Annotated in this window: 12 protein-coding genes; 4 read left to right on the forward strand and 8 right to left on the reverse strand. The window is 40.2% G+C overall.

The features are described from left to right. Positions 1-158: 158 nt before the first annotated feature. Both chlP and VB733_RS08360 read right to left on the reverse strand, forming a co-directional pair. Positions 159-1,379: a geranylgeranyl reductase gene (chlP, locus tag VB733_RS08355; RefSeq protein WP_323339764.1), complete on the reverse strand. Its 1,221-nt coding sequence runs from the start codon at positions 1,377-1,379 to the stop codon at positions 159-161. Between the two features lie 167 nt (positions 1,380-1,546). Continuing rightward, positions 1,547-2,020: an SgcJ/EcaC family oxidoreductase gene (locus tag VB733_RS08360; protein ID WP_323339622.1), complete on the reverse strand. Its 474-nt coding sequence runs from the start codon at positions 2,018-2,020 to the stop codon at positions 1,547-1,549. Between the two features lie 455 nt (positions 2,021-2,475). Here VB733_RS08360 and mnmE point away from each other — a divergent pair, with 455 nt between their 5' ends. Further along, the gene (mnmE, locus tag VB733_RS08365) at positions 2,476-3,882 is read left to right on the forward strand and encodes a tRNA uridine-5-carboxymethylaminomethyl(34) synthesis GTPase MnmE (RefSeq protein WP_323339623.1); all 1,407 of its coding nucleotides are present in this window, start codon (positions 2,476-2,478) and stop codon (positions 3,880-3,882) included. Positions 3,883-4,080: 198 nt separating this feature from the next. Here mnmE and VB733_RS08370 read toward each other — a convergent pair whose 3' ends face one another. The 4 genes from VB733_RS08370 to VB733_RS08385 form a co-directional block, all read right to left on the reverse strand. Then, the gene (locus VB733_RS08370; RefSeq protein WP_323339624.1) at positions 4,081-4,305 is read right to left on the reverse strand and encodes a KTSC domain-containing protein; all 225 of its coding nucleotides are present in this window, start codon (positions 4,303-4,305) and stop codon (positions 4,081-4,083) included. Between the two features lie 155 nt (positions 4,306-4,460). Then, positions 4,461-9,593 carry an eIF2A-related protein gene (locus tag VB733_RS08375; RefSeq protein ID WP_323339625.1) on the reverse strand — a complete coding sequence of 1,711 codons (5,133 nt, stop codon included), beginning with the start codon at positions 9,591-9,593 and terminating at the stop codon, positions 4,461-4,463. Beyond that, entirely contained in the window at positions 9,557-10,900 is a 1,344-nt protein-coding gene (locus VB733_RS08380) for a P-loop NTPase fold protein (RefSeq protein WP_323339626.1), read from the reverse strand. The genes VB733_RS08375 and VB733_RS08380 overlap by 37 nt, the downstream gene beginning before the upstream one ends. An 803-nt stretch (positions 10,901-11,703) precedes the next feature. Then, positions 11,704-11,931 carry a hypothetical protein gene (locus VB733_RS08385; RefSeq protein ID WP_323339627.1) on the reverse strand — a complete coding sequence of 76 codons (228 nt, stop codon included), beginning with the start codon at positions 11,929-11,931 and terminating at the stop codon, positions 11,704-11,706. 387 nt (positions 11,932-12,318) lie between these two features. Here VB733_RS08385 and tatC point away from each other — a divergent pair, with 387 nt between their 5' ends. Next, positions 12,319-13,101 carry a twin-arginine translocase subunit TatC gene (tatC, locus tag VB733_RS08390; RefSeq protein WP_323339765.1) on the forward strand — a complete coding sequence of 261 codons (783 nt, stop codon included), beginning with the start codon at positions 12,319-12,321 and terminating at the stop codon, positions 13,099-13,101. Between the two features lie 42 nt (positions 13,102-13,143). Here the strand turns inward: tatC and VB733_RS08395 are convergent, their stop codons facing one another. Then, positions 13,144-13,455 carry a DUF3067 family protein gene (locus VB733_RS08395; protein ID WP_323339628.1) on the reverse strand — a complete coding sequence of 104 codons (312 nt, stop codon included), beginning with the start codon at positions 13,453-13,455 and terminating at the stop codon, positions 13,144-13,146. 295 nt (positions 13,456-13,750) lie between these two features. On the opposite strand from VB733_RS08395, the gene petC reads away from it, so the two are divergent. Together petC and petA are read left to right on the forward strand one after the other, a co-directional pair. Next, positions 13,751-14,290 (forward strand): cytochrome b6-f complex iron-sulfur subunit, encoded by a 540-nt coding sequence (gene petC, locus VB733_RS08400; RefSeq protein WP_096613533.1) that lies wholly within the window; start codon positions 13,751-13,753, stop codon positions 14,288-14,290. 36 nt (positions 14,291-14,326) lie between these two features. Further along, the gene (gene petA / locus VB733_RS08405; RefSeq protein WP_323339629.1) at positions 14,327-15,328 is read left to right on the forward strand and encodes a cytochrome f; all 1,002 of its coding nucleotides are present in this window, start codon (positions 14,327-14,329) and stop codon (positions 15,326-15,328) included. A 140-nt stretch (positions 15,329-15,468) separates the two neighbouring features. Here the strand turns inward: petA and VB733_RS08410 are convergent, their stop codons facing one another. Then, positions 15,469-16,101 (reverse strand): SH3 domain-containing protein, encoded by a 633-nt coding sequence (locus tag VB733_RS08410; RefSeq protein WP_323339630.1) that lies wholly within the window; start codon positions 16,099-16,101, stop codon positions 15,469-15,471. Between the last annotated feature and the right edge of the window lie 518 nt (positions 16,102-16,619).

A 16,619-nucleotide genomic window follows, 5' to 3' on the forward strand; every position in this document is an offset into this window, starting at 1 on the left:
TTTTTGGAGACATTGTGAATGCAGGTGCTTTACTTGTAAACCAAACTTCAGCTAAAAAAAAATTAGCAGCTTTAGAAAAATAAAGCTTGGGAAGATCAAAAATCAACATCCCTCTGCTCTATTCCCTAAAACTGCAAATCAAAGAATGGCTAATTATATTAGGGTGCTAGGGCATTCCCGCGAAGCAAACTAGCAATTGTCTTAGCAGTAATTTTCAGTTGAGTAATGGGGTTTGCGGGTACAACTGTTTTGTACAAATAGCTATCAAAAGTTAACTTTTGTACGTCAAGGTCTCCACACATTTCGACAAATGCTTCGCGAGTCGCATCGGAACGGTAGAAAACACTTTGCAGGATATCAAGAACTTTGTAAGTTAAGCCGTATTTCTTATCCCAACGCTTTAAGTAGACTTTGAGGTCGTTTTCAGTGGGGATTTTCGCGCCAGCATTGGAATACTCAACAATAGTTTCCGCACACATGCGTCCCGATTTGGCTGCAAAGTAAATACCTTCACCCGAAGATTTAGTTACATAACCAGCAGCATCACCAACCAAAGCTACACGTCCAACTACCCGACGGGGACGGGGGTGTTCGGGGATAGGATGGGCTTCAACTTTGATGATTTGCCCACCTTCGAGTTTTTCGGCAGCACGAGCGCGAATACCAGCTTGCAACTGCTTGATGCTAGCTTTGTTAACGTGCATTGTGCCAGTTCCCACGGCAACGTGGTCGTATTTGGGGAATACCCAAGCATAAAAATCGGTAGAAACGTCATCACCGACGTACATTTCCGCCAAATCGTTGTAATACGCCATTTTGTCTTCAGGAATACGAATCCGCTCTTGAAAAGCGATCGCATAATTATAATCCCCGGCATCAATTTCTTTGGCGATGCGGGAATTTGCACCATCAGCCCCAATAATGGCATCAACCTTTAAGGTTTTTGCAATACCCTGCGCCCCACCTTCGGTATGGTCTACATAATGAATGGTATAAGGGTCTGTATTATTGCTGGGAATATCTAATTTATGAACAGTTGCATTAATTAAAGTTGCACCCAATTTTGCCGCCCGATTCCGCAGGAAACTATCCAGCACCTCGCGACGACACATTCCAATATATTCTTCTTGATTTATTAAATTGATATCAACCTCGCGGTTCGAGGGCGAAATCATTTTCATTTTCCTTACCCGACGGTCAATAATATCCGCAGGTAAGTCGAATTCACTCACCATGCATAGGGGAATAGCGCCCCCGCAAGGTTTGGCGTTATCAAGCTTGCGCTCAAACAAATAGGTTTCAATGCCAGCCTTTGCCAAAACTTCAGCAGCAGATGAACCAGCAGGACCTGAGCCAACGACAGCAACCCGGAGTGTCAAAGGTTTTCTCCCCATTTTTTACATGTTACCGAAAGCATAGTATCACGGACTTTCGGCTGATTCTCCTGTTCATGTGGTAGATATGAATGAAATGAAACAGTCCTTAATATTACTTTACAAAAATTGCGAATTTTCAGTGTCTAAATTGTGGTAAGCGCTTTGTATTTTCACGACTCCGGCATTTTTGAGGAATGATGACTAACAATTAACCATTTACCGTTCATATATTCATACACAAATGAATATCTGGCAAGCACTGTTTTCTTTTTACCGTGAGTCGTAAAAGTAAATGTATAGAACCCAGTGTCAATGACTGAATTACAGTTAAGTTTAATGATTCTGTTGTCTATTTTGCCAATTGGATGATTTTCAAGAAACTTAACGAAATACTCACGAATCTCAGTGCTACTTGTCCGCCAATGATTAGAAAGTGTTGGCAATAAAATTGCATTTTTGGCATAATTACTGACGACTATGTCTGGGTTTCTTGTGCGTAGAGAATTATTCCATCTGTCAAATAGTATCTTGACATCATCTTCTGTGACATGAATACAGTTTGTGATTTTTGGATTTTGCGAGGTGCTTGCAATTGCTAGATTTAAAACCAATGTCAAACTGAGCCATGTAGAAAAAAACAGCATTTTTCTCATTGATGATTACGTATAAATCTACAAAAGTTTAGATATTTAGAGTCGGAAAATACCTACAATAAACTTATATAATTGTAGATATGTATCTGCTAACAAGTAGTTAAACATCATTAATTACACAATGTGATTGCTTCGCTTTGCTCGCAATGACTGTAATTAATTTTGCGTGTTGACTTCAGACAAAAATATTTCAGCTTGTTGATTGATGATATCTGTGTGACAAAATATCTTCAGCTATTTTAATGGCTTTCAAAAAATCAAATTCAATATTCAGATACAAAATGGGGAAAATGGTAAGTTTTCAAGTCAACAGAGGAAAATATTGGGGAAAATAACTCACATAATAACCATTTCTAGTGTGCTGACATTAATTCCTGACCATAAAGTATGGCAATTAATAGTTTAAAATTAGTTGGTGACTTGAACTTCTGTATGTTTGCTTTTAAATGTCCCAACAATTCGCCACCACCGGAACCATAGCCGCCATAGCTACCGCGATCGCACCACAACAAGGTAGTGTAGGTATTGTGCGTTTATCTGGTGCTGAAGCCGTTTTCATTGCTCAAAAACTCTTCTATGCGCCAGGAAAACAAGTTTGGGAAAGTCACCGCATTCTTTACGGTTATATTCGTCATCCGCAAACACAGCAAACTATCGATGAAGCCCTATTATTAATCATGGAATCTCCGCGATCGTATACTCGCGAAGATGTGGTGGAGTTCCACTGTCATGGGGGAATTATGGCGGTGCAACAAGTATTACAGTTATGTATAGAAAATGGCGCAAGGCTAGCACAACCTGGTGAATTTACCCTCAGGGCATTTTTAAACGGACGTTTGGATTTAACACAGGCTGAAAGTATTGCAGATTTAGTGGGGGCAAAATCATCTCAAGCTGCCCAAACTGCCTTAGCTGGGTTGCAAGGGAAATTAGCACAACCAATTCGTCAATTACGCAATCAATGTTTGGATATTTTGGCGGAGATTGAAGCGCGAATCGATTTTGAAGACGACTTACCACCTTTGGATTGTAACTATATCATTCAGGAGTTTGTCAAAATATCTGCGGAAATAAATCGTATTCTGGCGACAGCAGATACAGGGGAGTTACTGCGAACTGGTTTAAAAGTGGCAATTGTCGGTCGTCCAAATGTGGGAAAATCAAGTTTGTTAAATGCCTGGAGTCGCACAGATAGGGCAATTGTCACCGATTTACCCGGAACCACCCGCGATGTGGTGGAATCGCAGTTAGTAGTTGGTGGTATCCCTGTACAAGTGCTAGATACAGCCGGAATTAGGGAAACCGAAGATACAGTTGAGAAAATTGGTGTCGAGCGATCGCGCAAAGCTGCTCAAGCGGCAGATTTAGTTATACTGACTCTTGATGCTTCTCAAGGTTGGACATCTGAGGATGAGGAAATTTACGAACAGGTAAAGCACCGTCCATTAATTTTAGTAATTAATAAAATCGATTTAATTGATTTACAATCCCAAGAAAATATCGAGACGCAATATTTTGTATCTCCAAAAGAAATACATCAACTAGTTAAAACCGTAGCAGCAAAAAATCAAGGAATAGAAGCTTTAGAAACCGCGATTTTAGAGACAGTGAAAATTAGGAAAGTCACAGCCGCAAATCTAGATTTTGCAATTAACCAACGTCAAGCGGCAGCCTTATTACAAGCAAAAACATCACTTGCACAAGTACAAGCAACAATAGAGCAAGATTTACCCTTTGATTTTTGGACAATTGACTTACGTGCGGCAATTCATGCATTGGGAGAAATTACCGGAGAGGAAGTAACAGAATCAGTTTTAGAGCGAATATTTAGTAAGTTTTGTATTGGGAAATAGGCGATGGGGATGAAGATAACCCTATCTATTAAAATTAAATTAACATTAAATAATATATCTAACCATATAGCGCTTCTCGGTTGCATCCAATACACTAACCTAACCCCCAACCCCTTCCCTGCAAGGGAAGGGGAGCAAGATAAATGTATTTCACTTGTATGAAAACCACTATATGAGGTGTATTTTTATCTACAAATACTATCGACTCCGCTTTCTAATTTGTCGATATTGATAGCAATCAATGACAGCATCTTTCATGTAACTTCCCTTAGAATCTGCGGCTAATAATTGCTCGTATATTTTTTTAGGAACTGGAAAATATTTGTAGATTTTTCCACTGCTGAAGACAACTTCGAGGGTTTCCGAAGTTTCATCGTAACCTACAGCACGAACCATGCTGGACTCTACTTGCTGTAGTTCCATAATACTCCCTAGTAATTGGACGAGTACCTGAAATTTTAGCGCTACATAGTATCGAGGTTTACTAGACTACACAAATCTGTACATAAATTGCATATTGGGGTGCGATCGCCTGTGATAGATTACGTACTAACACTGATAGCCTGGAACTAAAAACTTTAGGAACATAATGAGCGATCGCTTTTGGGAACTTTGGTATTATTCTGCAAATAATCTTGCAATAATTCGCAGCCTCTAGTGAGTAATTTATTAATTTCTGTATCTGCTAAGTCCCGAAAAACGACTTTACCGGTACTGCTACCTGTGACTAAAGTTTTTCCATCTGGAGTAAACGTTAAACTTGTAAAGGTTTCATCTTCGGCATTTACAGCTAACTCCACATTACCTTGACGATTCCAAAGTAGAATTTTGTCTTCGCTGAGTGTGGCAATAGTTTGACTATCTGGACTAAAGCTGACACTTTTAAAGCTTTCACCATTACCTGTCAAAGTCTTTAATCTCTTGCCTTCTGCACTCCACAATTTTGCTGTACTATCGAGACTGGCGGAAGCTAATAATTTGCCATCATCCGACCAGACTACAGCAAAAACAGAACGACTATGACCAGATAAATCTCTAATTAGTTTTCCCTCTTTACTCCAGATTTTTACTGTTTTATCGTCACTTGCAGAAGCAATAGAATTGCCATCGGGGCTAAAACTTACCCAATTCACTATATCTTGATGTCCAGTTAAGGTTGTAATTAATTTACCCTCGCGACTCCATAATTTTACTGAAGTGTCAGCACTTGCAGTCGCGATTATCTCACCATTTGGCGACCAATCTACACTTAAAACTGGTTCTTGATGTCCAGTTAAGGTTGTAATTAATTTACCCTCGCGACTCCATAACTTTACGGTATTATCTTCGCTGGCAGTCGCCAAAAATTTACCATCAGGGCTAAAATTTACGTCCCAAACTTCTTTTTGATGTCCAACTAATTGATGTTGTAATTTACCATCACGGCTCCATATTTTCACTGTGTGGTCTTCACTAGCGGAGACGAGCAAATCACCTTGCAGGGAATAGCTTAATTGAGAAACTCCCTGAGAATGGGCATTGATGCTGGTTAATGGCATATAGTTCCATCGCCACAGCTTGATATTGGTATCACGACTAGCGGATGCGAGTATTTGCCCATCGCCACTAAAACTGATACTACTAACTAAATCATTATGTCCTTTCAGGGTTTCTAAAGCTTTGCCATTCAGGTTCCAGAGTTTGACTGTTTTGTCCCAACTAGCTGAGGCGATCGTTTTGCCATCAGGACTAAAAGCGACATTTGTAACTGCGTATTTATGCCCAGTTAGGGTGTTAAGTAATTTACCATCACGACTCCACAACCGGACAAGATTATCCCAGCTTGCCGTTGCCAACATCCTACCATCGGGGGACCAAGCAACACTGAGAACCTCGTTTTTTTCACCCTTCCCTGGTAAAGTTGTGATTAATTTGCCATCACGACTCCATAATTTTACGGTTGTATCACTACTACTAGATGCGATCGCACTTCCATCATCTGCCCAAGCAACACTTAAAACTGCGTCACTGTGCCCTGATAAGATTTTGAGTAGTTGTCCCTGACGATTCCACAAGCGCACGCTTTTGTCAAAACCAGCCGAGGCAATGATTTCACCATCGGGACTAAAGGCAACACTGTTGACTATTTTTTGTCCTGATGCGATCGTTTGTAAGAGTTTGCCGTCGATAGTCCACAATCTTACAGTTCCATCGGCACTTCCCGACACAAGTATTTTACTGTCGGGACTAAAGGCAACACTATTGGTTCTGCGGGAGTGTCCCTTAAGCTCATGTATTTTTTTACCTTTTTTTTCCCACAAATTCACAGTGCCATCGCTACTGGCGGAGGCAATTAATAAATTATCAGGGCTAATTACCACGCTATTAATGTCAGATTTATGACCTTCCAAACGATTAATTTCCCGCACTCGCATTCCATAGGTGGCTTGGTAGAGGGCAGTTTTGACCATTTGCTGGGTGTTCGGATGGGGGAAAATTGCTTGGTCAAGTTTTCTGGCTGCGCGTAATCCTTCCCGGAGGGAGTCAATATCTTTACCTAAAGTAAATAGGGCTTGACTGGATACACTAGCTGCTTCGCTGGCAGCAATGACAGCTTTACGTCCTTGGTAAAATGCCATCCCAATGGAAGCGGTTAATATTAGCATCCCCATAGATGAAGCGAAGAGAGCGCTTTTGAGGAGGCGATTGACTCTTGTTTGGTGTTGGCGCTGTTTCTCGTTTTCAATTAGTTCCGCTTGGAGTTTTTGCTGTTCAATTTCACTCAAAAGGCGATCGCGTTCCACTCTACTAACTTCATCGCGCTTTCGCAACTCTTTTAATTCTCCCAGTAAATCGGAACCTGTTTGTGGGTAATTATCTTGGAGTTTGGCTTGTTTTTTGTGACGCAGTTCGCTATTGAGACGAGAAATTTCTAACTCGCTTTGTTGTACTTGCTGGCGCAGTTTTTTAACTTGTTCTTGCAACGAAAGTTCATCTTGTTGCAAAATCCGAATCAAATCAACTAAATAATCATGAATTAATTGATAACGTTCCGGCACTTCTGGAAATAAGACAACTAATCCAGAACGCACCAAAATTTCTAAGACTAATTCGAGTTTTTCAACATTTTCTAATTCCGCCAATTCTGCTGCTAATTCGGCACGGGTTTTAAAGGGACGCTTTTTAGTTTCATCAGTTAATAAATATAAAACCAATAAAGCCGCTCTTTCATTTTCTTCCCCGCAATCACGAATTAATTCCTTTAAATATCTCTCAATTAACTTATTCGGGCGAAACTGTTCATACTTACTCAAACTGAGAATCCGCTCATCTTGGAGTTGTGCGCCAACAACCTGCAATTCAATGGGACGTACCTCCCCCAATTCCACCGATAAGTCGTCTACCAAAGCATCTACTAACGCTGGTTCCAGATGATATTGGGAACGCTCAGTCAATCCTTGAATAACAGTTTTGGCATCTTCGCGGGAAAAGTTATTTAATTGATAGCGAATATTCTTATCAAGAAGATTCTCATTAATTGCTTCCAGTCCTGAAAGCTGTTTAAATTCCAATAGCCTGTGTAAATAATCTTCGCGCACGCTGAGAATTACCTTCACAAAAGCCACATTTAAAGCAACACATAAAAACTGATCAAATTCTTGTAGCTGCGTCAGACTACAACCAGAGAAAAATTCCTCAATTTGATCAAAAATTAACACAGTAATAATACTATTGCGGGCATTCTCCTGTAAAAGTTCCAAAACTCCATCAATAGTAATTGGAGTCGCCGGATAGGGAGGTAAAGTGCCTAACACTGCCTTTCGCATCACCACGGGTTTTGTGGCAACGATCGCATTTCCCAAAGCTTTACCTAATTCCCGCACCCAATCAGTGTAAACTTGCAGCACTACAGGTACGGCAATCTGATCACCTATAGCCCGTTGTTGCAACGCCGGAACCAAGCCAGCTGTCACCGTTGAGCTTTTCCCCACACCCGAAGGTCCATGTATAATCGTTAACTTGTGGTCAGCCCGACTTACCCTAGCAATCAAATTGTTAATGTCGCGCTGTCTCCCGGAAGCAGTAATTTCCAAGGCGACGCTACCACTTGATGTCGGCGAACTCAATGGGGGTGTCTTGGGATGTCGTTGTGGTTGTAACCTGCCTGCCCCAATAAACGCTCGCAAACCGTACTGCTGTTCCACTGAGCGCCGCTTTTGCCGGATAATAAACGCTTCTAAATATAGTCCAGATTCAAAATATAGCGATCGCAACCATCTTAATAAGCGAATATATCGATATACATCGTAATTAAAATCACTCCCTGCCAGAGCAGCATTAAGTTCCTGACTCGCCAACTCTAGCTGTTCAGCAGCAATTTTGCGATACTCCGGCAACGGATTACTACCGCCATCGCTCAAATTTTGCAAAGCCTGTGCCAGAGTTAAACGGTAAACTTGTCCCATTAATAATGGAAATAAATTCGGTGGCGAATAGCTATTTTCCTTCGCTTCATGGAGTTGCCACAAAGCCACCCGCGCTAATTGACTTGCCTGTCCCCAATTTTGACGGGCAACTGCAACCTTTGCCAAAAAGCCAAAATCGTAAGCTAGTTGAAAGTTAGTTCCGAAGGCATGATGTAACTTTTCTGACTTATCGGCAACTACCTGTAACTCATCCCATTCCTTAAGATGTTGTAAAACCTCCGCCAACAGCCCAATAATTTGCGCCATCAAATCGGGACGTTGTGCTTTTTCAAATACATCCAAACATTGTTGAAAATAGGATTTTGCCTGTTGCCAACGTTGGCGATGTTCTATGTGCGATCGCTCCGCTAAACGAAAATAACACAAACCAATGTAAAAAAGTAAGGCTCCTTGACGGAGGAGGTGAGGCGGTGGGGGATTGGGAGGAATGGAGGATGTGAAGGGCAGGGAAGGAGAGAAAGCAGATTTCTCTGCGTTCTCTTGTTGCCAAAACTCTAAACTCTGTTGAAAAAACTCGATTGCCGAATCAATTTTATCGTTGGCATAATCATCTAAACCGGAAACAAAAGCCAATGAAGCATCAAGCTCCGCTTCTAAATTAATACCGCGATGTTGTAATTCCTGAATAGCACAGCGAAATTCATGACTACTATAGTCCCAAACTTCCCCTAATGTTTTGTGGGGGCTTTTCTGGCTATCGGCAACATTACCAATATCTAAAATCTGTGCAAACAGTGTGTCGGTTTTATCTTGTAAAAATTGCCGCAACTCCTGAGTAGTCATCTCGAAGCGAATTGGAGTTGCCGCCCAACTAGTAAAATCTGGGGCGAACCGCCGCAATTTTCGCAGCAGTTCATCATTTACCCAAAACACCATTGGAAAAGGATGGCGTTTACGGAATTCATCACGAATATGGTTAATGGTTCGCAGTAAGTCATCGAGTTCTTCGACAGATTCCAAACCCAAAATCACTAAGGCTGCTGGTTGTTTATTGGCAAGTTCAGCATGGATAGTGGAATATAAACTAATCACATTACTGGACAAAGTTACCTTATGGATTGGGTACTCCTCCCCTAGCACCTCTTCCAAGCGTTGTAGCATCTGCTTCCGCAACACTCCATAATTGCAACCCACCAAACAGAGCGAAAATTGCCCTTGCGAGAAGGCGATCGCCCGACGTAAACTATTCAAGGCACGGTCATTTGCCGCTAAGATGCCTTCTGCTGCTGGGTGTTTTCCAACCATGATTTAAACTTCTGCGTTTCGGCTAAAACTGGATTAACGGCGAACCAAGCACCATCTTGATCACGATATTCAAATACAAACAAGCTACGTAGCAAAGTATGGTATTCAATATCACCTTTTACTCGTTGTTCCTGGACTACTTGAAATATCAAATCCCATTCATGGCTATCAATGGGATTTGCCCGAAAATCGCGATGTCGCTGGATTACCATCTCTACAAGTTCGCGATCGAAAGGTGGGTCTTGTTCCCGTAGACAGTCGAATAATAATCCGAGTAAATCCCGAACATGACCACCACTAATTAGACACAACCGATCGAGGGTTTCTTGATGATCGAATACCTCGGTAATCAATTCTAGTCTATCAATGGGATGGACATCAGGGAAAGCGCGCGCCAATACCATCTGTCGCATTAATGACAAGCCAGGGTTATAAATTTCCCCAGTACGTCGCATAATGGGTATCATTGGTAGCACCTTGGGCGCAACCCCACCCCCCAAACGTTGCTGGAGGTGAACGCTATCGTTAGAGAAAGTTAGCGCTAAGGGAATCGTATAAACAACGTGACAATTGAGTTTACGAAGTTGCTCACCTCTGTCTATGAACAAATGCTCAGGCAAAGAACGTCCTGAAGTCAAAATCCGAATATCAACCCTGTCCAGGTTATCGACAATGACAACAAGTCCTTTTTTACCCTGCTGTTTCAATTCTTGATTAGCACGTTCTAAAAGTTCCTGGTTAATCGATTGTAGAATATTTTCTGTCCGGGGTTCGAGGTAATCTCGTAAACGACGGCGTAAATTTGGACTTTCTTTAGTTTTTGCGGTAATTTTGGCGATACCAACCGATAATTCACCTTGCAATTCTAAGTCAAGCGGTGTTTGCAGAAAATTAACGATTTCGCCGAATAATTTGACAAAATATTTCGGTTTCAGGCGAATTTTAATCGCTTCCAAACTTTCGCTAACTTGTCCAGCGATCGCTAACATAATATCAGTCACGTCTAAATCCACAACATCTAAAACCTGCGTAGATTCAAAATAGACTACGTGAAACTTTTGTTGTTCCAATTCTGCTTTCAGCCGCAACAATTCGGTCGATTTACCGCAACCAATATGACCTGTAAATAGTTGACAGGTTGGTGTATCCGGCGAAATTCGTGTGATGGTGCGCTGTAACGCTTCAATAATTTTGCCACCCCGCACCGAAGCAAAATCAATATAGTATTGGCGATCTACAGCATTTCCCATCATTAGAGGTTTGCTCGGATTGCACGCTTGATAAAATCTGTTTAAATCTAGGAGCATAGCCAATCCAAATTCTCTGAGGAAAAATAATTGATATTAGTTGTTCGTGGTTAATACGTTGCTAATTATTAGTGACTATCTATTCATTTTTGAGACAGTAGTAGACTTACCCTTTACTATTACCTATTAACCATTTGCTCATCACATTTATTCCCAGACAACAAATCGAAAACACTATTTTTCGGATTTTTATCTCAATTTTTTACTAGATAACTAGGCTTTGATTTATTATTTGTGAAGGAAAAATGTCATGACTGCAATCAACTTACTAATTGTAACCATTGTCAACACAGGAAATTAGACACACAAAGGTTGAGATTTTAGACACTTTACAAACGATTCATTTTGTGTATCAACTGTAAATCACGTATTTGATTGCGTCGAGATGGGGAAATTTTCTCGCTAAAAATTTCTCAATGAGTAATGTAAAATAAAGTATAAACTCTGAAATCAGACCTCCCATTTTAACTTTGTGATGAATGTATAAATTCTAAATCTGATGAATATTCGCTTGATAATTGTCTAAAAATTACTTTTTTGAATGGCTATATAGCATTTATATATCCTGTGAGATGCAGATACAGAGAGGTTTGAGATGTACTACATTTGCTAAGTAAACGCTATATCATTCCAGTATTGAAATAAAATTTTTCTTATGAGTATTTATCACAAATCTAAGTAATTATATTTAATTAAAAATTATTGTTGTCAGAATAAAAATACAAACGAAAGCCCAGTTCTAACTTAATACTTGACAAAAAGGATTTCCGCAATTCTAAATGGCAAATAGAAAAAATTATGTATTAATCTTTGCAATTACCTGAACGCATACAATTTTCTAGTTTCTCATTCCGCCCCGCAAGTAAATAAGGTTTCGTCTGTACTCTTTGATTTGCTGTTGGTGTAGCAAAATTGATTGTTTTTGTAGTATCTTGATTTAAGATAGACAAATTGCTAGCTGCAACATTTCTACCTAAATGCCATACAAAAATAGATAATGCGATCGTGCCGAAGTAAACGAGTCTACTCATAATAACCCCAGTAAAATAATATTCATGACATTGAAATTAAGGTAGATATAACAACTCTGAATAGTACAGGAATAACAAGTCAAAATCGAGTCATTGTACTCTGATTTCTGAATGATGACTTCTAAATTCCAATTATATAGATATGATTAAGAGAACTGAGCATCGTCTGTCTTGTGAATGACTGAATATACAAAATATCAGTTCCTAACTTTTAACTCGCAGTTTTATAAGTAGTAAATACTTATAATTCGGCTTTCTACTTATTTATGCAGATAAAACCCAGTAAAACCGGATAAAAATTGAGTTGATTGGCAAAAAAAATTTGTGGCAGCCCCAGCCATAGATAAAATAGTTAACGAACTATGCCAAAAACCTTTGAGCCAAATCATGACGACTTCACCAAACGCAGACACAGCAACTACCCCTGAAATTGACAGCGAAAGCTCCAGCGATAACCTCGATCAAACACCAGATGAAGTCGAAATGTCCTTATTCGATCACCTCGAAGAACTCAGACAGCGCATTTTTTACTCATTAATAGCTGTTGCATTGTCAGCAACTGCTTGTTTCATCGGTGTGAAACCCCTAGTCAAGATACTGGAAGTCCCCGCAGGAGGAATCAAATTTTTGCAGCTTGCACCTGGAGAATTTTTCTTTGTCTCCATCAAAGTTGCCGGTTATACAGGTTTGGTACTTGCCAGTCCCTTTATTCTTTATCAAATCGTTCAGTTTGTACTTCCTGGCTTGACTCGTCGCGAACGTCGCTTGCTTGCACCTGTTGTATTTGGTTCAAGTATCTTGTTTGTAGGTGGTTTGGTATTTGCTTACTTCTTACTAATTCCCGCAGCTTTAAACTTTTTTATTAACTACGGTGCAGAAGTTGTCGAACAATCTTGGTCAATAGAAAAGTATTTTGAGTTTATTTTATCCTTATTATTTTTAACAGGAATAGCGTTTCAAATTCCGATTGTTCAAACCTTGTTGGGTGCCCTAGGAATTGTCTCATCTGCACAAATGCTGGCAGGTTGGCGAATAGTAATTATGGGTGCGGTTGTCTTGGGCGCAGTTCTGACACCTTCTACCGACCCATTAACACAAACCTTGTTGGCAGGAGCAGTTTTATTTTTATATTTTGGCGGTATTGGTTTAGTGAAATTGTTAGGTAAATAATAATTAATCAAAAGTCTCAGTCTCAGATATCTATTTAATTAGTTATTCAACTAACCATTCTGTAGCGCGATCGCCCAAATCTAAAGCAATACTAACTGCCTTACCCAAACGTGGTTTCTCGCGTGTTTGTAATATAAACACCTGCACTTGCGATGTTCCACCCATTGCATTCAAATAATTTGCCACACTATCCAAATGTTCTTGGTATTCTTCCTCACTCAAAGGGAAAGAGGCTTGTTCTAAATATTTCCACATTATTTGCATAAAAATCTTACCCTGAGTGCGTCGCAATTGTACATCATAGGAGCGACCCCACTTAGCTAGTAACATCTCGCGCAATTCTTTTCCGGTCATATATTTACCTAACTACAATTTTACAATTCGTGATGATGTTAAATTGCGTAACTCAAGTATGATAAGAATATAAAGAAATGTAATGCTACCATAAAAGATGCTAGATATATCTTTAGAGAGCATAATCTCTGAAGAGAAAATTCTAGAGGCAGTGAACTGCGAAGTTTCTCTTCTTTGTGGCAACTGCCGTGCGGATTTGTGGGTCTTGGCATCTTTTAATTTGGGACAAGAGTTTCAAAAAGTGCTAGAACTCTGGTCCAATTTGTTAACAAAATACACAAAGAACGCTCGGATTATGGCTCAATTTTCTGAATCAATGGACGTGCCCGATATGGGGCGACGGCAGTTCATGAACCTTTTAACGTTCGGAACTGTGACAGGAGTTGCTCTGGGAGCATTGTATCCCGTCGTTAAGTATTTTATTCCCCCTGCTAGTGGTGGCGCTGGTGGTGGAGCCACAGCAAAAGACGAATTGGGTAACGATGTCCTCGTCAGCAAGTTTCTCGATAGCCATAATGTAGGCGATCGCACTCTCGTTCAAGGACTTAAGGGAGACCCTACATATATTGTCGTCGAAAGCAAGGAAGCTATTACAGATTATGGTATTAACGCAGTGTGTACCCACTTGGGTTGCGTTGTACCCTGGAACGCCGCAGAAAACAAATTTAAATGTCCTTGCCACGGTTCGCAGTATGATGCAACTGGTAAAGTAGTTCGCGGTCCTGCACCAAGGTCTTTGGCATTGAGCCATGCTGCCGTACAGGATGACAAAATCCTGCTTACGCCTTGGACAGAAACCGACTTCCGTACAGGCGAAGAACCTTGGTGGGCTTAATAACTAGTTAGAGACAAAATAGTAGTCCTTATAGAGATGAGAAAATCTTGCACGACGACGCGGTTTCAGTCCGCCATGAAAGCAATGGCAAAATCATTGCTAGTTGCGATCGCAGTTGTTACATTCTTCTTTGCTAGCGCGATCGCATCACCCCAAGCCGCCGAAGCGTACCCCTTCTGGGCACAGCAAACCTACCCCGAAACTCCTCGTGAACCGACAGGAAGGATTGTTTGTGCAAACTGTCACCTCGCTCAAAAACCAGCGGAAGTTGAAGTTCCTCAATCTGTTTTACCTGACACTGTCTTTAAAGCAGTTGTAAAGATTCCCTACGATACTAAGGTGCAACAGGTTGGTGCTGACGGCTCTAAAGTTGGTTTGAATGTTGGCGCAGTATTAATGCTTCCCGAAGGCTTTAAGATTGCTCCGGAAGACCGCATTCCTGAAGAATTGAAGGAAGAAGTAGGCGATACTTACTTCCAATCCTACGGAGAAGGTAAAGATAACGTGATCATCGTTGGACCTTTACCTGGTGAGCAATACCAAGAAATCGTCTTCCCCGTTCTTTCCCCCAACCCTGCTACCGATAAAAGTATTCAATTTGGGAAATATTCGGTTCACTTGGGCGCAAATCGCGGACGTGGACAGGTTTACCCTACAGGTGAAAAGAGTAACAACAATCAATACACTGCTTCTGCTGCTGGTACTATTAGCAAAATTGCTAAAGAAGAAGACAGCGACGGTAACGTTAAGTATGCAGTAACTATCCAGACTGAATCTGGAGAAACTGTTACTGAAACTATACCTGCTGGACCCGAACTAATTGTATCGGAAGGACAAGCGGTAAAAACTGGTGAAGCACTCACTAATAATCCTAATGTTGGCGGTTTTGGTCAAAAAGATGCCGAAATCGTATTACAAGATGCTAGTCGCATTGGTTGGTTAGTTGCATTTGTTTCTTTGATTATGCTGGCACAAATAATGCTAGTTTTGAAGAAGAAACAAGTAGAAAAAGTCCAAGCTGCCGAAATGAATTTCTAAGCTTTGGACAGGTGCAATTATTAAGTTCAATTATTGTTTTCTGAGACAGGCAAGATGCCTGTCTTTTCTGTTATTTGAACAAACAAATTATTGAGTATTAGTCATTAATTACTGATTTATATATATTTATTCTGGAAGAATTAACCTTCATAAACAATTAAATGGGTCGGTTGATAAGTACGAATAAAGTTAGTCATAATATCTTTTTCTTTAGTAGTCGGAGTGGCAAAACACCCAGCAGTACCACTATCAGCGTTTTTTAATAAAGCCGATGGATCGTAGTGAACGCCAATTTCCGAACGTCCAGTTTTAAAAATTGGTGTTACTGGCGACCAAACGCCACCAAATTCCCCACCTTGAAATTTCACTGAACCAGGAAAATCAAATTTATAAATACCAAATGGTAAGGGTGTTTGTGAACCAGCAATATGAGATGGTGTTTGTTTATTTGCGCGACCAGAAACTGCACGAACTGTATTAATTACTTTACCAGTGCCATCAATTAATCTAGTTTGATATATTCTTAAACCGTTAATAGTTTCTGTAGTTCTTTTGGCTACTAATTTTGCACTCCGAATCACTGTTAAAAATTCATGGGCAACCCAGCGATTTGTGCCAATCTGTACCCAATTTCTCGAACCAGCAAATATAGGTTCACTGATTACTGTTACTTCTGTGCCGTTAGTTAAAGATGTGACAACGTCGCCATTGGCACGATTACGAACGCTGAGATTATCACCTTCTTTGGTAGAAATATATGCAGTGTAAGCCATTATTATATCCTTGAAAATTAGTAGAGATAATTGGATGAGTCTTTATTTTTGTTGATGGTAATGACTTCAAATTCCCATTAGGGTATTTCGGAAATCTCTGTGACTAATTTCAAGATTTATACTCAATCACGTATATATAGGACAATACAGTTCAGTTAAGAATAAAATCAATTACTGCGAATAAAACAGATCAACTTTTTTGGAGGGGGCTTGGGGGTTTGGGGGAAAAAAATCCCCCCCCAACTTCTCCCAAATCTTGGTTCTCAACAAATCAAATCGATTGACTGATAACCTTAACTGAACCGTATTGATATATAGGAATCCGGTTTAATTTATTGTTCGTAGCTACGCTTTACTGCTTTCAACTCGGAAATTTAATGTAACTCCTAAGGTGTATACAGGAGAATAAGTAGGTGGGTTGAATTAAATATAAAATGATATAGCACTACATAATCCTTATTTCACGGGCTTTTAAGAGGATTAATCATTTTACAAATAATTACGCCTTCCTACTTATA

The sequence above is a fragment of the Calothrix sp. UHCC 0171 genome, assembly GCF_034931845.1.
Lineage (GTDB): Bacteria > Cyanobacteriota > Cyanobacteriia > Cyanobacteriales > Nostocaceae > Brunnivagina.